Origin of the sequence: Lentilactobacillus sp. Marseille-Q4993, assembly GCF_951230165.1 — a bacterium.
Taxonomy (GTDB): Bacteria; Bacillota; Bacilli; order Lactobacillales; family Lactobacillaceae; genus Lentilactobacillus.
This window is the reverse complement of the sequence record NZ_CATNVB010000003.1, coordinates 122,976-145,337: the sequence shown is the minus strand read 5'-3', so window position 1 is coordinate 145,337 and position 22,362 is coordinate 122,976. Positions and strand designations below refer to the sequence as shown.

Annotated in this window: 22 protein-coding genes and 1 pseudogene; 10 read left to right on the top strand and 13 right to left on the bottom strand. The window is 41.2% G+C overall.

Annotated features, from left to right (window positions below; genetic code table 11):
• Window position 1 precedes the first annotated feature (1 nt).
• The 6 genes from QOW94_RS02365 to QOW94_RS02340 all read right to left on the bottom strand — a co-directional run bounded on the left by QOW94_RS02365 (window position 2) and on the right by QOW94_RS02340 (window position 6,277).
• Window positions 2-643: an HAD family hydrolase gene (locus tag QOW94_RS02365; protein ID WP_283678529.1), complete on the bottom strand. Its 642-nt coding sequence runs from the start codon at window positions 641-643 to the stop codon at window positions 2-4.
• Window positions 644-831: 188 nt separating this feature from the next.
• Entirely contained in the window at window positions 832-2,022 is a 1,191-nt protein-coding gene (locus QOW94_RS02360; protein ID WP_283678527.1) for an MFS transporter, read from the bottom strand.
• A gap of 290 nt (window positions 2,023-2,312) precedes the next feature.
• Window positions 2,313-3,716 (bottom strand): amino acid permease, encoded by a 1,404-nt coding sequence (locus QOW94_RS02355; protein ID WP_283678525.1) that lies wholly within the window; start codon window positions 3,714-3,716, stop codon window positions 2,313-2,315.
• A 198-nt stretch (window positions 3,717-3,914) separates the two neighbouring features.
• Window positions 3,915-4,358 (bottom strand): Lrp/AsnC family transcriptional regulator, encoded by a 444-nt coding sequence (locus tag QOW94_RS02350; RefSeq protein ID WP_283678523.1) that lies wholly within the window; start codon window positions 4,356-4,358, stop codon window positions 3,915-3,917.
• Window positions 4,359-4,483: 125 nt separating this feature from the next.
• On the bottom strand, window positions 4,484-5,317 hold the full coding sequence (locus QOW94_RS02345) for a hypothetical protein (protein WP_283678522.1): 834 nt from the start codon (window positions 5,315-5,317) through the stop codon (window positions 4,484-4,486).
• 18 nt (window positions 5,318-5,335) lie between these two features.
• Window positions 5,336-6,277: a GH25 family lysozyme gene (locus QOW94_RS02340; protein ID WP_283678520.1), complete on the bottom strand. Its 942-nt coding sequence runs from the start codon at window positions 6,275-6,277 to the stop codon at window positions 5,336-5,338.
• A 332-nt stretch (window positions 6,278-6,609) separates the two neighbouring features.
• On the opposite strand from QOW94_RS02340, the gene QOW94_RS02335 reads away from it, so the two are divergent.
• Both QOW94_RS02335 and QOW94_RS02330 read left to right on the top strand, forming a co-directional pair.
• Window positions 6,610-7,578, top strand: a complete 969-nt coding sequence (locus QOW94_RS02335; RefSeq protein ID WP_283678518.1) for an SGNH/GDSL hydrolase family protein — start codon at window positions 6,610-6,612, stop codon at window positions 7,576-7,578.
• 50 nt (window positions 7,579-7,628) lie between these two features.
• Window positions 7,629-8,834 carry an MFS transporter gene (locus QOW94_RS02330; protein WP_283678550.1) on the top strand — a complete coding sequence of 402 codons (1,206 nt, stop codon included), beginning with the start codon at window positions 7,629-7,631 and terminating at the stop codon, window positions 8,832-8,834.
• Between the two features lie 136 nt (window positions 8,835-8,970).
• Here QOW94_RS02330 and hxlB read toward each other — a convergent pair whose 3' ends face one another.
• Complete coding sequence (gene hxlB, locus QOW94_RS02325; protein ID WP_283678516.1) at window positions 8,971-9,504, bottom strand: 6-phospho-3-hexuloisomerase; 534 nt, start codon at window positions 9,502-9,504, stop codon at window positions 8,971-8,973.
• A 13-nt stretch (window positions 9,505-9,517) separates the two neighbouring features.
• Window positions 9,518-10,150, bottom strand: a complete 633-nt coding sequence (hxlA, locus tag QOW94_RS02320; protein ID WP_283678515.1) for a 3-hexulose-6-phosphate synthase — start codon at window positions 10,148-10,150, stop codon at window positions 9,518-9,520.
• Between the two features lie 141 nt (window positions 10,151-10,291).
• On the opposite strand from hxlA, the gene QOW94_RS02315 reads away from it, so the two are divergent.
• From QOW94_RS02315 to QOW94_RS02305, 3 genes are all read left to right on the top strand, one after another.
• Window positions 10,292-10,672 carry a winged helix-turn-helix transcriptional regulator gene (locus QOW94_RS02315; protein ID WP_283678513.1) on the top strand — a complete coding sequence of 127 codons (381 nt, stop codon included), beginning with the start codon at window positions 10,292-10,294 and terminating at the stop codon, window positions 10,670-10,672.
• Window positions 10,673-11,117: 445 nt separating this feature from the next.
• On the top strand, window positions 11,118-12,755 hold the full coding sequence (locus QOW94_RS02310; RefSeq protein WP_283678511.1) for a peptide ABC transporter substrate-binding protein: 1,638 nt from the start codon (window positions 11,118-11,120) through the stop codon (window positions 12,753-12,755).
• A 105-nt stretch (window positions 12,756-12,860) separates the two neighbouring features.
• On the top strand, window positions 12,861-14,111 hold the full coding sequence (locus QOW94_RS02305; RefSeq protein WP_283678509.1) for a metal-dependent hydrolase family protein: 1,251 nt from the start codon (window positions 12,861-12,863) through the stop codon (window positions 14,109-14,111).
• Window positions 14,112-14,129: 18 nt separating this feature from the next.
• On the opposite strand, the gene QOW94_RS02300 is transcribed toward QOW94_RS02305, so the two are convergent.
• Window positions 14,130-14,267, bottom strand: a complete 138-nt coding sequence (locus tag QOW94_RS02300; RefSeq protein ID WP_283678507.1) for a hypothetical protein — start codon at window positions 14,265-14,267, stop codon at window positions 14,130-14,132.
• 149 nt (window positions 14,268-14,416) lie between these two features.
• Window positions 14,417-14,923 carry a type 1 glutamine amidotransferase domain-containing protein gene (locus QOW94_RS02295; RefSeq protein WP_283678506.1) on the bottom strand — a complete coding sequence of 169 codons (507 nt, stop codon included), beginning with the start codon at window positions 14,921-14,923 and terminating at the stop codon, window positions 14,417-14,419.
• Window positions 14,924-15,237: 314 nt separating this feature from the next.
• On the opposite strand from QOW94_RS02295, the gene QOW94_RS02290 reads away from it, so the two are divergent.
• The 3 genes from QOW94_RS02290 to QOW94_RS02280 all read left to right on the top strand — a co-directional run bounded on the left by QOW94_RS02290 (window position 15,238) and on the right by QOW94_RS02280 (window position 19,297).
• On the top strand, window positions 15,238-16,236 hold the full coding sequence (locus QOW94_RS02290) for a zinc ribbon domain-containing protein (protein WP_283678504.1): 999 nt from the start codon (window positions 15,238-15,240) through the stop codon (window positions 16,234-16,236).
• Window positions 16,237-16,259: 23 nt separating this feature from the next.
• Complete coding sequence (locus QOW94_RS02285) at window positions 16,260-17,807, top strand: TcaA 3rd/4th domain-containing protein (protein ID WP_283678502.1); 1,548 nt, start codon at window positions 16,260-16,262, stop codon at window positions 17,805-17,807.
• 374 nt (window positions 17,808-18,181) lie between these two features.
• Complete coding sequence (locus tag QOW94_RS02280) at window positions 18,182-19,297, top strand: 5-methyltetrahydropteroyltriglutamate--homocysteine S-methyltransferase (RefSeq protein ID WP_283678501.1); 1,116 nt, start codon at window positions 18,182-18,184, stop codon at window positions 19,295-19,297.
• A gap of 57 nt (window positions 19,298-19,354) precedes the next feature.
• Here the strand turns inward: QOW94_RS02280 and QOW94_RS02275 are convergent, their stop codons facing one another.
• A complete protein-coding gene (locus QOW94_RS02275) occupies window positions 19,355-19,744 on the bottom strand; it encodes a hypothetical protein (RefSeq protein ID WP_283678500.1) in 390 nt (129 codons plus the stop codon).
• 51 nt (window positions 19,745-19,795) lie between these two features.
• A complete protein-coding gene (gene dhaS, locus QOW94_RS02270; RefSeq protein ID WP_283678498.1) occupies window positions 19,796-20,353 on the bottom strand; it encodes a dihydroxyacetone kinase transcriptional activator DhaS in 558 nt (185 codons plus the stop codon).
• Between the two features lie 141 nt (window positions 20,354-20,494).
• Here dhaS and QOW94_RS02265 point away from each other — a divergent pair, with 141 nt between their 5' ends.
• Both QOW94_RS02265 and QOW94_RS02260 read left to right on the top strand, forming a co-directional pair.
• Window positions 20,495-21,136, top strand: a complete 642-nt coding sequence (locus QOW94_RS02265; protein ID WP_283678497.1) for an SDR family oxidoreductase — start codon at window positions 20,495-20,497, stop codon at window positions 21,134-21,136.
• Window positions 21,137-21,243: 107 nt separating this feature from the next.
• Window positions 21,244-21,852, top strand: a pseudogene (locus QOW94_RS02260) (PAS domain-containing protein); the annotation flags it as partial.
• A 226-nt stretch (window positions 21,853-22,078) separates the two neighbouring features.
• On the opposite strand, the gene QOW94_RS02255 reads toward QOW94_RS02260, so the two are convergent.
• Complete coding sequence (locus QOW94_RS02255; protein WP_283678496.1) at window positions 22,079-22,306, bottom strand: hypothetical protein; 228 nt, start codon at window positions 22,304-22,306, stop codon at window positions 22,079-22,081.
• Window positions 22,307-22,362: the final 56 nt, after the last annotated feature.

Genomic DNA, 22,362 nt, shown 5'->3' with positions numbered 1-22,362 from the left:
CTCAGATATCTAACAGTTCTTCAGGCTTGTTGAGCAGGTAATCTGGGTGTTCGCTTATCAGACTATCCACATCGTGAGCACCCCATGAAACCCCGCAAGTCTTAACGCCGGCAGCTTTGCCCATTTGGAGGTCGAAAACTGCGTCACCAATCATCACGGCGTTGTTTGCCTTTTGCTTGTAGTGGTCTAGAACTTGAAGAACTCCATCCGGAGCCGGTTTATACTCTTTAACTTGGTCAGATCCAATTACGCCGGTGAAGAAGTTGGCGATGTCTAGAGCGGCCAGATTCCTTAGGAGTGCAGTTGAATGTTTGCTAGAAACGACAAATAGTGATTTGCCACGTTCAACTAGTTTTTCAAGGGTGGGCATAATCCCTTCGAATAGTTCTAGGTTGTCGATTTCGTACTTTTGGTAGTACTCGCGGAACTTTGCTAGGAGCTGGGAGAATTCTTCGTCCTCAAATTCATGTTCTGGAACCATTTCTTTGAATGATACTTCAATGGGGATTCCCATGTAGTAGTTGATAATATTTTCGCTTGGTTCGGGTAAACTAAAGTCTTTAAATGCGGCTTGGGTCGCCATGATTCCGGCCTTACCAGAATTGGCGAGCGTGCCGTCAAAGTCAAAAATGTAGGTTTGCATGCGATTACCTCGTTTTTATGATAAGTAAATTATAAGGCACAAATGTGATGAAAGGGTGAAAAGTGATAAATTGAAAAAACGGGAGTGGGGTAAAGGCAAAAATGCAACGATAATTTTCGAAAATGAAATTATCATTGCATTTTTTCGGTAATATAAATTATGTCGTAGCCTCGTATTTTAAATTAATATTATTTGGCAGTTGTAGTTAGCTGTTCTTTTTTAGCAATTATTCGATTCAAAACCACAATCAAAATCATCGATAAGGCCGCAAACACTGCTCCAGCCCAACTGATTTTCGTTAAACCAGCCAGAGCCAACATTGACGATGAGGTCGCGGAACCCAATGAGATTCCGAAGTTAAAGAAGATCGAGCTAAGTGATGAAGCTAGCACTAATGATTGGGGGAAGTCCTTTTCACTAATGTTGATGAAGTGAAGCTGTAGTGGAGCTCCGTTGATCGTAACAATCAGAGTTAGAATCAAGATGATTCCAAATCCAAGAACTTGGTTATGAAGGAAGAATGGCATGATAGAGAGCAGGACAATATCAGCTACATAGAACCAAGGGAGAATTTCCAAGTCGCGAGGACTTTCAGCGAGTTTTCCTGACAAACGGTTACCGACGATACTGAATGCTCCAATGACAACCAGGAGCCAGTTTAGCCAAGAATCACTAAATCCAAGCGCGGTGGTGATCAGTGGTCGAATGTAAGTATAGTAGGAATACATCGCAGCGGCGGTGAACAAAACGGAAAAGATACCGACGTAAATTCGTGAATCTAATAATAGGGTGAGTTGTTTGCGAATGGTACTGGTAGTTTGTTCGATCTGCTTTGGTAGGATGCGGGATAACAGGGTGGTGACAACTACAGTAATCACTGACACGCCAAAGAAAGCGTAACGCCAACCGTAACTGGTACTGATAGCAACCCCAATTGGCACTCCCGCGACTGAAGCGATACTGAACCCGGCAGTGATCCATGAAATCATGAATGCCCGTTTGTCACGAGGGGCGATTTGACTTGCAAACGCGGTAACGAGAGAAATGATTGATCCCGCTGTAAAGGCGGTCAACACCCGAGACACTAACATGAAAATGTAGTTTGGGGCGAACCCACTCAAAGTGTTCCCAATCAAAAAGATTATCATCAAGGTCATCAGGGTTTTGTAACGATTGTATTTACTGGTAAGAATCGTGATGAACGGGGTGCTGACGGCATAAACGGTCGCAAAAATTGTCACTAAATAGCCAATCAGTGAAATGGAAACGTGGAAATCCCGGGATAATTCGGAAATGACCCCGACAACCATGAATTCATTACAGCCGAGCATGAAAGCGACGAGAACGAAGATGATGGTTTGAACTTTGAATTTAGACAACGGATGTCCCTCCTTAGATAATGGCGATTATAAAAGCATACTTATAATATAATATCACAGGGTGTTGGCGGAGAATGTAAAAATTGAATTTGAATGACCGTTTTAAACCTAGTTGTAACACCGAGAAACTTCAGCTGAAGTTTCTTTTTTATTTACAGTCAGTTTAGTTTGAAATAATAAAAAAACGACCACCAAATAAAAATTTTGATGATCGTTCTACGAATATATATATTGAGTGATGATTCACTTTGGGTTGAACCAACACTATCGGAGGGTAGCCAAGATTGTGACTATTGCAAACTGTTCACGTCCACAGATACCATTCTTCTCTGGTGAACGTAAGTCATACCACCGAAGACAACGGTCCAGATGATGGCACCAACGGCACCGACAATATCTTCGGGAATGAAGAATAGGGTGACGAAGATGATGGCAAAGAAGCTAATGGTAAGTGGGCTGGTGAATTGGTAACCAGGCATCTTGAAGCCGTCTGGTAAGAAATCACTTGATTCACGGTAACGCCGGTGAGCAATCATTGCTAGGGCGTACACGATGATGTACATGTCGTTTGATGAACCGGCCACAATGGTGAAGACTGAGGCGGTGGCTTTCGTCAGACTCATGAGTGGGGTTATCAGTAGGAAGATTGCTGACAAAGTGATTGCGGCTGCGGGAACTCCGTTTTTCGAAATTTTAGCAACGTGCTTGTTAAGCCAGCTCTCTTCGGGCAATTCATCGGCAATTTGGTAAAGGTGACGACCAGCGGAGAAGATGAAACTGTTAAGCGAAGACGAAGCTGACGTCAAGACAACGAAGTTGATCAAAGCAGCAGCGGCAGGGAAGCCAGCTAGTTTGAACACCTGAACAAAGGGACTACTGTCGGCATTGAGGTGAGTCCAAGGGATGATTCCCATGATGACAATCAAAGCACCAAAGTAGAAGATCAAAATCTTGAGCAGGGTTTCGTTAACGGCTTTTTTGATGATTTTGTGAGGGGTGGTTGCTTCGCCGATGGTAATGCTGACAAATTCAATTCCTTGAAAGGCGAAGAACACCATTGGAAAGGCGGAGATGAAGCTCATTCCACCGTGAGGGAACATTGAAAAGTTATTGAAGATATTTCCCATTGAGGCGTGGCCAACTGGCGTAACTGAATGACTGAAAATCATGAACGCACCAGTAACGATTAGGGCAAGGATAGCGACGATTTTAATCAATGCAAACCAGAACTCAGCTTCTCCAAATAGTTTGGCGGCGATTAGGTTAACTCCCGCTAGCGTACCTAAAAAGGCAAGCTGGATGATCCACGCTGGCACGTTTGGGAACCAGAACTGAACGTATGTAGAGATGGCGGTAATTTCGGCCATGGCACAAAACGAAAGTCCAAGCCAGTATGTCCAACCGGTAAAGTGACCGACGGTTGGGCCGAGGTATTTGGTGATGAAAGCGACGAATGTGTGCTGTGATGGGTCGGAGTAAAGCATTTCCCCGATGGCCCTCATCATGAGGAAGAAGAAAATTCCTAGGACTAGGTAGACAATCAAGATTGATGGTCCGGTTTTGCTGATAGTTGTTCCTGATCCTAAGAACAGTCCAGTTCCGATTGTTCCCCCAATCGCAATCATCTGGACGTTTCGATTACTGAGAGAACGTTTGGTACCGTCCTCGTTTTCTGTTATCTGTGTTTTTTGCATACACGTTTCCTCCTAAAATATGAATTAAATTAGAGGCCTTCTAATCAACTGGGATTACCTTAGCACTCAAAATTCAAAATGTAGTGGTTTTAAGGGGATGTTTTTACATGATTTTGCAAACTTTGAAAATTTTTGATGAAAAAAAGGCAGACGCGGACGCCTGCCTAAGAAAACAAAATATTTTATTTCATGGGGATGTTACTTATCTTCCGGGAGCAAAAGCGGGCGTGGTCCAATGTTAGTAGTGAACGCAACGTTGGTGTGAGTGTTACCAAACTCCTTTAGTGACGCGTTGAATTCGTTAAGTTCGGTCATGTTTTTGTAGTAGACCTTGAGTTGGACGGCTGCGTCCCCAGTTATGTAATTACATTCCACAACGTTTGGTACCTTTGAAACAAAGTTGACGAACTTAGGGAGTTCCTTGTAACTGACGTCAATTCGGACAAATGCCTTGATTAAGTAGCCGAGTTTTTCATAGTTTACGTTCGCCGTGTAACCGTCGATGAAACCGTGGTTTTCCAGGTTCTGCAGGCGAACTGAAGCAGAAGGGGCTGAAATAAAGCATTTTTCAGCGATGTTTTTTATTGAAATCCGCCCATCCTCCTGAATGATGTTGAGAATTTTACGGTCTAGTTTGTCCATGGAAAACCTCTCCTTCATTTAATAGTTACTAATAATTATAACTTTAGGAGGGAAAAAGGGCGAATTGACGACTAAAAAAAGCTCTACCAGCCGGAGAGTTTCCGACTAATAAAGCTTTAGATTAGTTATTTCATACTTGCACCCATCGCAACGGCCACGTTAGGATCGTTTGCTTTAAGGGTATAAACGGACTTGCCATTTTGCCAAGTGATGGTTTGGGCGAGGCCTGTGTTTTGGCCAGATTCAAATTTCACTGAACCAACTTTTTGCGGAGCTGGTAATGAGTATTGTTCGAATAAAGCTACGGTTTGAAGGGCAGCTTTCTTTGGTGAAGTGTTATTGACGGGACTACCGTGCACAACAACTGACCAGCGGCCTTCGTTCCATGAAATGTACTGTTGACCAGCACCAGATTGGAGCCGACCAATAATTGAGTGCCCTAAGTTTACTTTTGGCAAGCCTTTGTTTTGACTACCATCTTGATAGTCGACGTTACTAGCAGCTTGGCTACTTGATGCGTAATCCTTCTTAGTCAAGGTTGCGTATGAAGCTTTGTTTGCAAGTCCTTTGTCATTCAGAGCCAGGTTTGACTGGCCAACTGAATAATAAACGGTGGCGCTTGAACTATTGCCAGTGTAACGAATGTTTACTGGCTGGCTACTTGAAAGACCGGTGCTTTGGGGTAACAATACCCCTGGCAATTTGGCCGCTAACTGTTTAGTATTTGATGCAAACGAAGGGGATTGGTTTTCGCTCGAACTTGCTTGGGAACCGCTAGAAGTAGAAGTTGATTCCGAGTTGGATGTTTGGCTATCTGAACTTGATTGTGAGCTAGAATTGCTCATCTCAGTCTTGGAGCTACTATTACTATTGGACGATTTTGAACTGTTATTACCGGCTGCACAGCCTCCCAAAACTAAAGCTAAGAGTAGCACACCGCTAAATTTAAATAGTTTCATTATGAATGATCCTCCTGATTATTCCTGAACGTACGACTTGTTTGCGGTGACAAAGTAGCCGTCAGCCGTAACGAAATAGTACGAGCCAGTGGAACGTTGCTTGATTCCAGTAATGGACAAGGTTGTCCCCGGTTGAATCGTTGTAACCCGATTTACTGCCTTGAACTTAGACTTATTATATTCGTAAACTTTCTTCGTTGCAGTAATTTGGGTTGGGACGTCTTCATAATAACTGGAAGTTGCTGTAGTTTCAAGCTGAGTTTGGTCCGTTGCGGCGCTTTGACCACCGATCCACCATGAAATTGGTTTGTCAGAGCTTAAAATCGTACTGGCATCGACTGAACGTTTCAAAGCTGGCACGTACTTCTTATTTGAATATTGCCAGAGGTCGGTCTTGATGGTTGGTCTGTATGAGTAGTTAGCAATCCACTGAGCGTCGAATTTTTTCCGAGCACTGTTTGCGTTTTGAGTTGCAAATGCCTGGTAGGAATAAAAAATCAGCTTTTTATCAGTTAGCTTTCTCATCTGCTTGTACCAAGCTTTGACGGCTGAGTTAGCTGAACCAGAAGTGACATCGTTTTCCTCAAAATCCAGAACGTAAAACTTTGCGTTCTTATTTGAATTTGCGTAGAAAATATTGGCTTCGTTTTTTGCTGCCGCTTTACTATTGAAAGTCGCATAGTCGTATTCACCGAATGGAACACCGTACTGAGTATATAGGTTGGTGTTATTGGTGGCGTATTTATCTTGGTAGCCGGCTCCGTATTGTCTACGGTTAATAATGAAAGAAACCTGACTCTTTAAATTTTGGACCTTAGTTGCGGATAATTTTCCTTGCCACTCAGAGATGTCAGGGATAACTGTACCGTCATCAGCTTTAGTTGTTTTGGCAAATGAAAGGGCGATGAGTAATGTAAATACTCCAGTGATAAACAAACGAACATGGTTATTTTTCCTCATAAAATCAGTACTCCTATTTGTAGTAGCAACCGTCAAGTTTCCCCTAAATTGGCAGTAGCGTTAGTTTTGATTATTGCGCTCAATGTATGACAAAATAGGTGACAACACAAGGGGTGGTACGGAACAGGTGGTTTACATCATCAACTATAAATGGCTCAGTGGTGCCTTGTGTTTGGGGTTTTATCGATTCCTTTACGTCTTTATTACGAAAAGATTTCGTTGTGAGCAACTAACTTGAACCGAGAATTAAAAAAATGTCAAGTTTCCTTTACTGGTTTCCGAAAACTTGTTACTATGTATAGTTGTAGAAAAATGCATTTCGGGGGTAAATTATGAATATTCTAAAACGAATTTACCTGGGAACTGTGTTGCTTATGGCATTGGTGTTAATTCCCGTCAATACGGGCGGTTCGTCAAGTCATGCTCCCGCTGACATTAAGCGGGCGGCAATCAAGCAACTCAATGGAATCGAGTACCATATGATTACCGAGTTCCCGGTTTACGTTAAGGATAAGCAAATCCAAACTAAATATCCCAACGAAAACTGGTTTGCGTACCAGAAATCTGATACGGGCGATCTCTACAAAATCTATAACGGCGATAATACGATTCACCTAACGGTACCTAAATCTGAATTAGGGACCATTAGAAATCGGCATTATCACGTTGAACTTCCGGGAACTAATTCCCTTAAGAAGAACAAGATTTTGTTTATGGGTGATTCAATTACTAAGGGTTACAACGGGTTTGTGACCTATAAGAATGCCAGTTACCCACTTTGGGTCCACAAGTATTTGCAAACGACCGTTTACAAACAAGGTCACATTCGTTCATCAATTACGGGTCACGCATTTAACGACTTGTTTACCATCTTGCCCCAAATTGACTTCAATGAAGCTAACGTCTTGGTCATGGGGTATGGTACCAACGATTATCGGCATTCTAATGCACCACTGAAGAAAGTGCAAAAGAAATTGAAGAAGGCAATCAAGTATATTCGTCACCAGAATCCTAGCCTTAAGATCTATGCTGTTTTACCATTACCAAGGTATGATTACGGCAATATGGATAAGAAGATGGGGCCGGGTGGATATACATTCAGTCAGTTGAAGGCTGGGCTCAAGAAGACGTATAATTCCATGGGAATCAAAACTTATGATGTTAAAAAAGAACATCCTAAGTTCATTACTTCAAAGAACTACAGGGTTCGTTATTATGATCAGCGATTACATCCAAATGTTGTTACTTATCAAAAATTCGCGTATTATTTTAGTTTGTGGTTAGAGAAGCAACTTGATTAAAAAAGTCAGCGACTAGTCGCTGACTTTTACTTTATAGAAAGAAAGGCAAGATAATGAGCACAAAAACACCTCAATGGCAAAAGAATATGCGGGCACTGTGGTTTGGTAACTTTGCAACGGGAGCGGGAGCCAGTATGTCACTGCCATTTTTACCGTTGTTCATTTCGGAAATGGGTAATTTTCCAAAGTGGCAACTTACTTTATACTCCGGAGCGGCTTTTGCAATTACCTTCTTAGCTCAGGCTATCGTTTCGCCAATGTGGGGTAATCTTGCTGATAGAACTGGTCGAAAACCAATGCTTTTGCGGGCATCAATTGGAATGACAATCAGTGCAACGCTGACTGGTTTTTCACCTAATGTTTGGGTTTTGATAGCGATTCGAGGAATTCAAGGATTGTTTTCAGGTTATGTCAACAACGCCTATGCCCTGGTGGCCAGTGAAGTGCCAATGGAAAAAAGTGGGAAAACAATGGGAAGTATGACCACTGGAGCTGTCGGTGGTCAGCTGATTGGGCCAATTCTAGGTGGCTATCTTGCTGGAATGTTTGGCTATCAAATTCCATTCTTTGTGTTCGGGTTTATGATGTTTTGTGCGGCCCTGATTACGATGTTTTTCGTTAAGGAAGATTTCAAACCGATTCCGCATAAAAATAAAAATAGTTTTAAGGATGCATTCATCAATATTGACCATCGCCGAGTGGTTTTCGCAATGTTCGCATCATCACTGCTGATCCAATCAGCAACCAACTCCATTAACCCAATTATCAGTTTGTTCGTCAAACAGCTGATGGATAATCATGGCAACGTTGCTTTGGTTAGTGGGGTGATTGCGGCCCTACCTGGGGTGGCAACGCTGTTTGCTGCGCCAAGGCTGGGGGCACTGGGTGACCGAGTTGGTCCTCAAAAGGTGCTACTTTATGGCTTGGCCTTCTCTGGAATTGTGTTTTTCCCGATGTTTTTTGTTCACTCGGTTTGGTTGCTCGGAATACTGAGGTTCCTAATTGGAATTGCTGATGCTGCATTACTGCCGGTGGTACAAACAGTGCTGACCCTTGAATCACCAGCTAACGTTACCAGCCGAATTTTCAGTTACTACCAATCATCACAGGCGTTTGGGTCTGTGGTTGGACCAATGTTGGGGTCGCTGGTAGCCGGAATTATGGATTACCGGCATATATTCTTGATGACCACGATTTTGGTAATTGTTAATTTTGTAATGGTTCGATCGGCGTATAAGAAGGATAATGTTTTGTAAAATTTAAGGCAATAACTATGGATATCGAAAAAAGCAGTGCTAATTTCAAGAAAATGAAGTTAGCACTGCAATTTTTTATCTAATTATTGTTCTTTTTGGGGCATTAAACCGAAATTAAAAATTTTTACGGTATTCCCTACTCCAAATTAGCATGGCGTTTCTGCATATCGGTCTCACTAACTTGGAAATCGTTCATGTACTTTAGAACGAAGGCATCACCAAAAATGAAAACCGATTGTTCAAATAGTGACCCCATTGGTTGGACGGTACTAGAATCGTTATCATATTTTGCCTTGCCGCCAAGGTTGGTAACTAAATCAGCTGTGGCTGCTAGTGGTGAGTCTGGTGAAGCGGTAATTAAAGCTACTTTAGCACCAGTCACCTTAGCTTTATCGGCTAGCGTGATTGCTTGAGAGGTGGTCCCAGAACCGGAAGCAACGGTGAATAAATCACCGTCACCAATTGGTGGGTTTGTGGTTTCACCAACAACAAAAGCTGGTTTCCCCAACTGAGAAAGTCGCATGGCGAAGGCTTTTATCGCTAATCCTGAACGACCAGCGCCAAAAACGAAAACTTGGTTTGCGTTTTTAACTAATTGAGCAAACTCATCAGTAACTGTTACATTTACGGCACTTAGTTCACTGAGAATAATTGACCAGTAATCATTCATTCAAATCGCTTCCTTAATCGGCTGGCATCAATGCTTTGATTGCTCTAGCTGCTTCAGCAGGATCATCAACGGTTGAGATACCACCACCAACAATCAGTAAATCAGGAACAGCATCAATGATCTGCTTAGCAGTGGCGAGTTTGATACCACCGGCTACTGCAGTCTTTGTTGTAGTTACGTTTTCTTTAATAGTGTTGAATGCTTCAAATGGAGTTTCGCCAAGAGCTTGGAGATCGTAGCCTGTGTGGGTTCCGATGTAGTCTGCACCCATCGCATCAATTTCCTTTGCGCGAGTGGCAAGGTCGTGAATTCCAATCATGTCGACAAGTAATTCTTTACCAGCATCATGAGCAGCCTTAACGGCATCTTTGATTGACTGATCCTCAGCGGCAGCTAAGATTGTGGTAATGTCAGCCCCATATTTGAAGGCTTGTTCAACTTCGTAAGAAGCAACATCCATAATCTTAAGGTCGGCGAGTAGCGTGATGTCTGGGAAGCGGTCACGAATCTTTTTAAGTCCTTCGAGACCGAAGTTGATGACAAGTGGGGTACCATATTCAAAAATATCCACGCTGTCTTTGGTCTTTTCAATCAGGTTAATTGCACCTTCAACGTCTTCAAGATCAATTGCTAATTGTAATTTCACTGTTCATCCTCCTAGAAAAATATTGGGATTCAAAATCCCATGTAAATTATATTTGATTTTTTTGAGATAGGGTGTATTTTATACCTTACAATCCAAACAGGAAATTAGTTACTTTCAGGTAACCGGTCAAGGAGTGATCAAATGAGCGATGATATTCGCGAAAGTGTCGCTAATAAACTAGCCAAGGGTGAATACGATTGTGCCAAGGAGTTTACAATGTCGATGTTTAGTGGCAAACACAAGTTATTTATTTTGTGGAATCTTAAAAATGGTGAGGAAGTTCACTTTAATGAGTTTGGACGATTAATTCCCAGTGCTAGCAAGAAGGTTCTGTCCAACCAGTTACAGGAATTACAAGAGGATGGATTAATCAATAAAGATTTTTATGATGAAGGTAAGGTTAAACGGACAGTTTACCGAATGTCAAAGTTAGGATATAGTTTGGTCCCAATCTTAGAAATGATGTACTCCTGGGGTGAGAATCGAATTGGAGATTTGGATTTAAATACTAAGTATGGCTAATTTTTTAAGTACGATAAATCCCTATGAAACAGCAATTATAAGAGATTGATTAAAAATAATTTTATAATGATGTTGACAACATAAAAAATCAACGTTATTGTACTAGACATTAGATATTGATTAAAAAGTGCTGAGAGAAAATCGGGAGTAGCTGATAAGTCCTGCCAAGAGAGCGCCGTTATCTGGAAGAGCGTGAGGACTTACTGGTAAAAGTGAATTTCGAGCATGCGGTTCGTAAGAACTAACTGGGAGCGCCCATTATAGCGCCAACGTTATCCTGATGACGATCAGGCGTACGTGAGAGGTGGGAGTGTTCCCATAATTAAGGTGGTACCGCGCAAAAGCGTCCTTTTAGAGAAATCTGAAGGGGCGCTTTTTTTGTTTTCCTGGCCAGAAAACGGTGGTGCCAATATCAATATCAAAAAACATTGCAGGAGGAATAGATATGTCCATATCAAAAAAGAACATCGTAATTATTAGTCTGATTTGCAGTGTGATGGCCGTCTTATTAACTGGGTGTGTGTCATCAATCACTGGTGCTAAGCAGGATGATGACTCCCAAACCTTAAAAATAACAATTCCGGGGGAACCGTTGACGATTGACCCAACTAAGGTAATTGAAACTAACGGTAGCGCGGTTGATGATCAAACCACTGAGGGAATTTATCGCAAGGATAAGAACAATAAAATCACTGCCGGTATGGTTGAGAAAGTAGTTACCCCAACCGAAAACGGCACCAAGTACACGTTTACAATTCGGAAGGACGCTAAGTGGAGTGATGGTTCTCAAGTGACGTCACAGGATTTTGTGACTGCCATTCAGAGGCAGGCGGATCCAAAAACTCAGTCCCAGGCTACCACGCAAATTCAGTATCTGAAGAACTTTGAGGCGGTCAATCAAGGAAAGATGAGTCCTAAGAAGTTGGGAATCGAGGCAGTTAATTCGCGAACCTTTACGGTTAAGTTGACCAAACCAGTTCCGTTTATGAATAACGAATTTCTGGGTTTCACGCCAATCAAGGTTTCCGAAATTAAGAAGTACGGTGCCAAGTACGGAACTTCAAGTGATAAGTTCCTCTCAAACGGAGCATACGTCATCAAAGGTTGGACTGGTCAAAATGATTCATGGACATACGTTAAGAATAAGTATTACTGGGATGCAAAGAACGTCAAGATTCCAAAGATCAACGTTCAAGTGGTTAAGGAAAATAACACTGCTCAGAACATGTTCAACTCAGGACAAATTGATTTCACCACGTTGACTGGTAGTGCGGTTAAGAATAACCAGAACAATAAAGCACTGGTGGTTACTAAGACAGGGCGGAATAATTACATTTACTTCAATGATAAACGGAAGGCAACCCATAACGAAAACCTTCGTCACGCATTGAGTTTGGTTATCGATCGTGATCAATTGGCCAACAAGGTTTTGCAAGATGGGTCGACCGGATCAAACAACATCGTACCAAAGGATTACGCCAAAGACCCTAAGAATGGCAAGGATATGATTGATGAAGTAGGGAACCTTGCTAAGACTGATTATGCTGAGGCTAAGACATACTGGGCAAAGGCTCAAAAGGAAATTGGCAAGAAGAACGTTACCCTTGATTTCTTGGTTGATGATACTGATACCGAGAAGCAATTGGCTGAATACGTTCAGGGTCAAGTTGCCAAGTACCTTAAAGGAATGAAAATCAACGTGGTTTCCGTTCCACACGCAACTCACGTTTCCCGAGACTTCTCGACCGAGTTTGATATTGCGACCGTTGGTTGGGGACCTGATTATCCAGACGCCCAAAACTTCTTGGATGGGATGAGAAGTGGCAATTCAATTAACTTCTCAAACTTTAAGGATGCTAAGTACGAAGAGCTGATGAACAAGGTTGCCGATACTACTAAATACAACAAGCAACAACGTTACGATTTTGAAAAACAAGCTGATCAAAGAATTATGGCGATCGCAGGGGTTGCCCCAACATATCAAGCAGCCCAAGCACATCTGATTAATCCAAAACTTGGTGGTTTGAAGTGGGATGCAATGTCCGGACAGTCAGGCAAACTGCAGTACGCTTATTGGAAATAACGATTAATTCCGCAATAAAGGAGGTGGTGTTCTTGAAATATCAGTTAAGAAACCCACGGAAAAATAATTGGCAGAAGAGAATGCAAATCGAAAGGAAGAGTTATTATGGCTATTGTTAAATACACAAACGTTTCAGTATACAGTTCAGAGGTTGAAGGATTCAAGGATAATCAGAGTGTTACGGTTGATACGGAAACCGGAAAGATTATTGGAGTCAACGATGACGTCCAAGCAGTTGATGAAGTGGTGGATATGGATGGAAAGTACATGACCCCTGGAATCATGAATGCTCATACCCATATCACAAGTATTCCAACATACTGGTGGCGAGATGGTGAGGAAGACCGGCATTCCAACTCACGTGAGTTTAATACAATGTACGCCGTGAAAAATATGGAAGATATGATCAACCACGGAGTTACATATATTCGTAACGTCGGCGCGCCATATGATATTGATGTTGAAATTCGTGAGATGCAAAAGAAGGGCTTTGTGAAAGGACCACGAGTGATGGCTTCTGGGCAGGCGTTTTCAATTACAGGTGGCCACGGTTCAGATGGCGGATACGAAGTGGATGGTGTAGATGAAGTCATCAAGGGAGTGCGGACGGCATTAAAGAATGGTGTCGACAATATCAAGATGATGGTTACTGGTGGAGTGCTGAAGAATGGCGAAACTCCTGACGATATTCAGTTCAACATGGATGAAGTTAAAGCCGCAGTTCGTGAAGCCCATCATAAGAATAAGACGGTTGCTGCGCATGTTCAGGGTGCCGAAGGGGTTAAGGAGGCCGTTGAAGCTGGAGTCGATACTGTTGAACACGCCTTTAACATTGATGACGAAACGATTGCGATGATGAAGGAACACGGAACTACGGTGGTGCCAACATTAAACGCAATGTATGCCATCTATCAATATGGTGAAGGAACGGTTCCTGACTGGGCGCGTAAAAAGGTAATCGTTAATATCAAGAAACACTTCGCAAGTATTAAAAAGGCTGCGGCAGCTGGAATTCCAATCGCAATGGGAACTGATGCGGGAACTCCATATAACGGTTTTGAAAGCGAAAGTGCTTACGAGATGCAATTATACGTAGACAAAGCTGATATGACGCCCGCTCAAGCAATTGATTCGGCAACTTTCAACTGTGCAAGGGCAATGCACGTTGATAATGAGTTTGGCTCAATTGAGGTTGGCAAGTATGCGGACTTTATCGTAATGAATGATAACCCAGTTGAGGATATTAAGGTATTCCAGAGAGATAACGATGTTTATCAAAACGGGGTTCGGGTTCATGCAAGTAGAGTGGTTGCTGATGTTAAAGAAGATAAGAGAGTGACGGAAGCGGCAATCTAGAATTAAAAAAAGCGGAAACTATTTAGTTTCCGTTTTTTTGTGGTTTGCGGTTGTTTGAACCACTCCTGCCGCGAATAAAGTTGCTGCGCCAATGGTTAGAAAAGTGCCACTAATAATGTGGAGAATAGCAGCGGAAGTGGGGATGTTAGTTTTCATAGCGTTCACTCCTTTAATAGCTTCAGTTTAGCATATTTTTTTATAGTTTGAGTGTGTCATTCTCTTTCAAAACAGTTATAATTAGTAATTGTAAAACATTGCAAATAAAGGCTTCTTCCATTTGGAAGAAGCCTTTTTGCGTTACTCTTTTATTTTAATTGATCGAGAATCGCTGAGTTAAATTGATCAAGATCATCAGGAGTCCGACTTGTAACCAAGTTGTTGTCAACAACGACTGGCTTGTCCTCAACCAAAGCACCAGCGTAATAGAGGTCAGGACGAACGGTATTATAACCAGTCATCTTACGACCCTTAGTCAAACCAGTTTGGATGAACAGTTGAGGGCCGTGGCAGATTGCGAAAGTTGGTTTGTTAGCTAATAGAAATCCCTTAACAAAGTCGACCATTCTCTCATCGTCACGAAGTTGATCAGGCGAGAAACCACCAGGAATCAATAAGCCATCAAAATCTTCTGGCTTAACATCGTCGATTGACTTATCGACTGTGATTTTAGTGCCATGTTTACCTTCGACGGTTTTGCCGGCTTCCATTTCGATGGTGGTAACATCGTGGCCAGCTTGTTTCATTGCTTCAACCGGGGAAGTATATTCAATATCCTCCACAAAGTCAGTAACGACTACGGCAACTTTACTCATAATAATTATCTCCTTTGGGTAGTTAATCGCAATTTTTATTGCATAGAGTATTTTAGCACTGGGGAAATGGTGGGTGCAAAGGTGGCATTTGGTTTAACTGGTAGCAATTTGGGTGTTTTTAAATAGTAATAATTATCATTTAGTTATTGTGACTTATGCTTATAACTAGATGGATCGCTATATAATAGCACTCTACGGGATAATATTTATTTTCTATAAATAGTAGAATTTAACCGGTTAGTTATACTATAATTAAAGTTATATATTTATTATTTATTTTATTTATATACATTATTTATCGGGGGGAAATTCATATGAAAATATGTCCAAATTGTGGAAAAGAAAATCAAGATACAGCTAAGTTCTGTGTGTACTGTGGGTTTAGTTTGGCAAACGTTGCTGCTGCGACGAGTAACGTGGAGCCAAGTAAACCGGTTGAGGATAATCATCCTGTGCAGGAGAACCTTAGTAATGAAAAAAGGTACTCGGATGTAACGGGTGATGGGTATGTTAATCATAATGAACCAAATGAATCGGGTTTTAGTGAAGGTAGGCCAGCTGGAAAAGCTAACTTTGATCATCAAGGATATGAATATCAGCAACCGGGCACTAACCATGCAACTGCCCATTCTTCTGCAGTAAATTCAGACGCAACTGTTCAATATAAAAGTTACTTCATGGATTACCTTTCATATTTGAAGAATTCTATTGTTAACCCAGTAGATACGCAAGAATTTCCAAAATATGCAGGATTCGTTTCATTAGTAATCTACGTTATTCTGGTATTAGGATTTTTTAAAGTTGGTGTTACAAAGTGGGAGAGCTACGTTCATTCTGTAGGTAGTTCAGAAGAACTAATGATGTCTGCTGTTAAAACTATTATTAGCGATGTTTCTGGTGGAATTATGAAGATTGGCTGGTTATTTGTCCTAATGTTTGCAGCCTACTTCATTGTTTCATTTGCAGTTAGAAAGGTGTTCCAAAAAGATGAAATAACTATTGTTCATTTTGCAGATGAATTTGGAGTATATCTAAATATTAGTGCAATGTTGATGGCTGTAAATGTACTGCTTTCCTTGACTGTTACGTCATCTGATAGTCCGTTTGCTTCAGTTATGCTATTTCTATTTATAATCAGCCAATCAATTATTTCGATTGCAGCTATCATGACACTTGTGAATGTGAAATCTAAATTTAATAAGTTTTATGCTGTTCTTATTTCTCAGTTGGTTCCGGTTGTTATTATGTTGTTTGCCACAAATTCACTAATTGCGGCCTTTGTTGAAAAGATACAAAACTGGGTTAATTCCTAATTTAGGGGGGGAATAAATTAACTATGCAAGAAAACTTTTTCTGTCCAAATTGTGGAACCAAAATCAGTAAAGATACCGCTTTTTGTCCTGAGTGTGGTTTTAATGTAAAGCAGTACTTGCTAGATCAAGCAAAGTTATCCGCAAAAAAAGAGGATGTAACACCTGAGGATAATAAATCAACTAATTCAGATGAGCATGAGCAACCTGTAAATAGCGGAAGTTCGCATCAATCGGATGGTAATCAGCAGTTTCAGGGCTCAAATTCTAACCGTTCTAAACAAGAAAATCAGCAGCAAATCAACGATAGCAGACAGAGACAAAATAAGCCTAGAAAACCCATTAAAAAGTGGAAAGTCTTTGTTGGAGTTGCTGTCGTGGCGGTAATTGCCGGTGGGTATATGTTTGGCCGATATTACTTCGGTCGAGCAGCTGCATCACAGCGCTTGATAAGTGATATTAAGAATGACGATGGTAAGGGAGTTGCTTCTTTTATTAAGACAACCGATCCTAGTTTTAAAGCGACATCAGATTCTGTCGAGCCGTTGATCAAGTATTTCAGTGACAACAAGGATCAGTTAGCTAAATTTACATCAGCCGCTAAGGGTAACGGTTATTTTAATGATAAATTGCAGTTTTCAAAATCTGGCAGTAAGTTTCTGCTTTTTGACAACTATGTTTTAAAAGCAAAAACAATCTATCCTAAAGTTAAAACTAATCGAGATAATGCAGTTTTGAAGCTTAACAATGAAGTAGTTTCTAATAAAATGGGGACGACGGGATATAAAAAGATTGGCCCATATTTACCTGGTGAGTACAGCGTTCAGACTTCGGCAAGCGTAGATGGCCGTAAACTACAAAACAATGGTAAATTTAACTGGGTTAGCTCAGATGACGATGATTTACAGCAGTCGTTGCCATTGGAAACAATTTCGTACAGTGTTAAGGGTGAACCAGGGGCGAAGGTGCTTCTTAATGGTGTAGAAATCGGTACAGTAGGTTCAGATGGCTTTTACGAAATGAAGAACTATCCATTTAGCCAAGACATGCAGGTTTCACTGTCATTTAAGTCTGCTAGCAAAAAAGTCCTTAAGTCAAAACCCGCCAAAGTTACAATGGATGATAACAACGGTACGGTTGAACCTGAATTTAGTGGCTTTGCAAACGAGTCAGATGTCAGTGATTTGTTGAATGGCATCTGGGGTGATATTGACGATGGAACTGTTACTGATGAGGAAAGTGCTGATGATGATAATTATGGTGATTACTTCGTCGGTGGAACTGGTAGTGTAGTTTATCAAGGATTTATGAAGATGATTGATGGTTATCAAAATGACGATAACATCGATGATTATTATATGTCTTCAAGTGTTCAAAGCGTGGCACCTTATGATACAAACCTTACCCGAGTGGTCTATAACGTGAAGTATAAATTTGAGTTGGATGATCATACTCATATTCAGGTTTTCCAATATCATGGGTTGATTCAAAAGCAGGATGATGGTTCTCTCAAGATGAAGACGAATGTAGTTGATAAGAAAGTCGCTGACTATGATAGGGATGACGATGACTAAAATTTAATTTTTCATTGACAGCATTACTTATTTCGATTATCATTCTGAGTAACAAATTAAAAAATTAAAATTGGATTAGCATTTGCGTTGAAAAGATAAGTAGTTTCGGAAGCGTGCCAAGAGAATCCACATTTGGTGAGAGTGGATGACGCAGAATTTACGAAAATGGTCTTCGAGCAATATGTAGGCGAGCTAAAAGTGAGTCTACATTGATTGGTTTCCACTATAAAACCGGAGTATGACTTGTTTGTCGCACTCTTAAGTTGGCTAGTGTGAACTAGTCGAGAGAAAAGGTGGTACCGCGAAACCATTCGCCCTTGGAATTTATTTCCGAGGGCGTTTTTTTATGCAAACGCTGAAGGGATGGATAATTTATGACAGTTGAAACAAGTGTAAAGGTACCATGTAGATTTGATATTGTGGGTAGTTTCTTAAGACCGGAGGAGTTAAAAGAAGCCCGGGAAAAGTTTAATAATGGCCAAATTAGTCAGGATGAATTGACTGCTGTTGAAGACAAACAAATTAAGCAGATTGTTGAGAAGCAAATTGAACTAGGGTATAAAGACGTTACTGATGGCGAATTCCGTCGGAGCTGGTGGCACTTAGACTTCTTTGATGGTTTAAACGGAGAAGAATTCTTTGAACCCGACCATGGTTTTGTATTTAATGGCCAAGAAACCAGAAAAGGCGGAATTCGGATTACTGACAAGATTGAATATAATCCCAATCACCCATTCTTTAAGGGATTTGAATTTTTACAAAGCATTGTGCCAGATGGCGTTTATGCAAAACAAACCATTCCTAGTCCATCAGTTCTGTTTCCAAATAAAGATGCCGAAATTTTTGACGAGTATTATAACTACGACTTGGATGCCTTTCTAGAAGATGTAATCAAGGCATATCAAAAGACTGTTCAAAAGTTTTATGATCTTGGCTGTCGTTACTTGCAGATTGATGATACTTCATGGGGAATGTGGGCAAGCTTCTCTGAAGGAGAAATTCGACCTGAGTTAAAGCCTTTGTGCGAAGCTGCTGTTAAGGCTATTAATGCCATTGCAGATAACAAACCAGATGATTTAACACTAACGATGCACATCTGCCGTGGAAACTATGATTCAAATTGGGCAGGGGCCGGAGCTTATGATCCAGTGGCAGATTACTTAGCTCAGCTCCACATTGATGGCTACTTCTTGGAGTACGATGATGAGCGTTCTGGTGGTTTTGAACCACTAAAGAAGATTGCTGATAATGGTCGTAATCAACGAATCGTTCTGGGCTTAGTAACCACTAAGACACCAGAATTGGAATCAGTAGAATTGTTGAAGAGCCGAATTCAAAATGCAATTGAATTTGCTGCCTTAGAAAATCTTTGTTTATCACCCCAATGTGGTTTTGCTTCAACTGAAGAAGGTAACCATTTAACTGAAGAACAACAGTGGCGTAAGCTTGAGTTGGTGCGAGATGTGGCTAACCAAGTTTGGCCTGAATAGAGCAAAATAAAAGAGTTGGGAGTTGTCGCTTGTGTGGCAATTTCTAACTCTTTTTGGTTATTTGTAGTAGACACCCTTCATTGATTGTCCTTTGACGTAAATCTTGTGGTGGCTGTACACTTTAACCCTTATCGATATTATGCTGCCGCCAACAGGTGCGTTTGCGTAATTCCGGCCAATCAGCTTATAGTGACCCTTTGATGTTCGTTTGTATTTAGCATGCATCATTCCTTCTGGATCAGGTGCCAGTCTGGAATGTAAATATACCTTGGTCTTGTGGACGTTCATTATCCCGTGACCAAGGGAAGTTTTCTTGGCGCTTCGCCAATGCCCCCTTAATATCTTTGGGGTTCCTGAATGATATGTAGCCGCGCTTACTTGTTGTGTAGTGGCAAACATCAAGAATGAGAAAGCCACCGCAACAATTACTAAATAAAATTTTTTCATCAATAATTCATCTCCCTCAATAACATAATATCACTTTGGTTATTGATAAGCTTAATTTTGATTACCAATTCTGCTAATCAGCCCGTTCATGCCATCCTCAATATACGTTCTCATGAATTTTGCCTCTTGATCAATCGATGCAGCTGGCGTGCTAAGAAATTTTTCCAATCGGGATATTAAGGCTGCACTGAGCATGTCTTCGCAAAAGCTTTGGTATGCTTCGTCGACTGGTAACCGTTTGACCAGAATCATCTCATTAAAAATTGAACCAACCATTTCCCTGATATGGCTTTCGATTACTTCTTCGGGAGCGTTTTGTTCGTCGATTTGAATGACCTTTTGGTAAAATTCACGGTTATCGTTGAAGTAAGTCAGCATTTTGACTAGTGTTTCTGGCCAAGTCGCATAATCTTCACAGCGACTAACCGCTTCATTCACCTCAGTTTGGTAGATCCACGCTAGGACATCATACTTGTCATGGTAGAAGTCATAGAATGTTTGTCGTCGTAATCCTGCCCCCGTCATAATATTAGTTACGGAAATCTGATTAAAATCTTTTTTTAAAATTAATTTTTTTGTTGCCTCAGCAATTTCAATTTGAGTTTTCAAGATAATTCCTCCACTTAATTAATTGTATGAAAAACTACGGCTTTTACCAGTAAAGTGTGCGGACAATCAATTAAATCTGTCCGTTATATTAACTCCGCAATCCTTGTATCATTATTTTTGAAAACAAGGGAGGAATTTAAAATGACAACAGTATTAATTCTTGGGGCAAACGGAAAAATCGCACGGTTGGCTGAAGATCAGCTTTTAAAGCAAACTGACGTAAATATGAAACTCTTCTTGAGAAAGGCTTCGCGGATGCAAACTAGTGACAGCAGTAGGCAAACGGTAGTTGAAGGGGATGCTACCGTTAAAAGTGATTTGGTTGATGCTTTAGCAGGCGTTGACGTTGTCTACGCAAACTTGGCAGGCAGTAACATCGAACAACAAGCTAAAGCGGTAGTTCAAGCAATGGATGAAGCTGGGGTGAAACGGCTAATTTGGATTTCCACACTTGGAATTTATGATGAAGTTCCTGGTAAGTACGGAGAATGGAATCACCAAATGCTCGATGGTGGCTATCTTGAAACATATTCAGCGGCTGCCAAAGTGATTGAAAGTTCTGACCTGGATTATACAATTATTCGGCCAGCATGGTTGTCCAACAACGACATCATTAGCTATGAAACAACCAGGAAAGGCGAACCGTTCAAGGGGACCGAGGTCTCTCGGAAGAGTATCGCTGACATCGTGGTTAAACACATTGTTGATCCAAGCCAAGACGTCCACGAATCACTTGGAGTAAACCAACCAGGTACCGATGGGGACAAACCAAGTTTTTATTAATGTAAACTAAATGGGACTAAATTAAGACTCATTCCTGTTGTAAAATTGGAATGAGCCTTTTTCGTTGGCTACGACAAACCGAAGGGAAAACCATTATGAATAATGAAGAGAACCTTGATGCAACAACCCCAAATAAAACGACAGTTCCTGGCGTTGATATGAATGCGGATGATTGGTTCGAACAAGCATCAAAGCATACTAACGCAGCTGAAGGTAACGACTATGTCAAACTCGATAGAGGGTTGCTAACGGTCAATCAACTAAACTTTTTTCTCAAGACAATTCCAATTGAATTGACGTACGCTGACGAAAATAACCAGTTTATTTACTACAATAAATTTTTAAGCAATTCCGAAATGCTTGCTCCCAGAACACCTGACCAAGTGGGAAATCCGTTAAGTGCCGTTCATCCAGAACGGGCGGTGGAACACGTCAAACACGTTATCCATGCCTTACGGGAAGGTGAAACTGACCTGATTTCAATGCCAGTTCCAGGTAACGGCCCCACAAAACACGTGATGCATTACTACAAAGCAATGCATGATGAAGAAGGTAACTACCGTGGAATTAATGAATGGGTTGCTGATATCTGGCCAGTTGTCGAGTCATACTTAAAGATGACCGGGCAAAAGTTAGTTCCAGATCCAGATGCAACAACGGGTCCTTCGGTGAAACCGCAGGCGGATACGCAGACGGGTGCGTCAAAACATGAATAGATAATAAAAAGCCTGAGCTTGTCACTGCGACTAGTTCAGGCTTTTAACAACCAGATATCAAAAATAGCACGGTATCAAATATCACCCACACAGCACTCAACACCAGTGCATACACCAGTACTTTGTTAACTGGGCGATTAATTGTTTTCAGTATCAGAATCCAAATTAATAGGATAATGAAGAATATCGTTCCGGTTAATAACAAGTCTTCACTTCCTCGTTTGAATTAGCAGCCATGATAAAACGAACCACCCATTGGGGTTAGCAACATGAGCAAGAGGACGATGATGACGACAGCCATTACTGGAACGATTAGGTTGTGTTGTTGATTGGATTTGCTAATCGCAACAATTAATCCACCAATCAGTAGTAAGAAGATTAGTCCTCCGAAGCCCATAAACATGAACGAAAAAGGTGACATGCCACCGAATTCAAACCCGTGCATCATAAACATACGCTCACTCCCAGTCCTTTTTACCATTACTTTATCACGTTTTTGTTATTATTGAG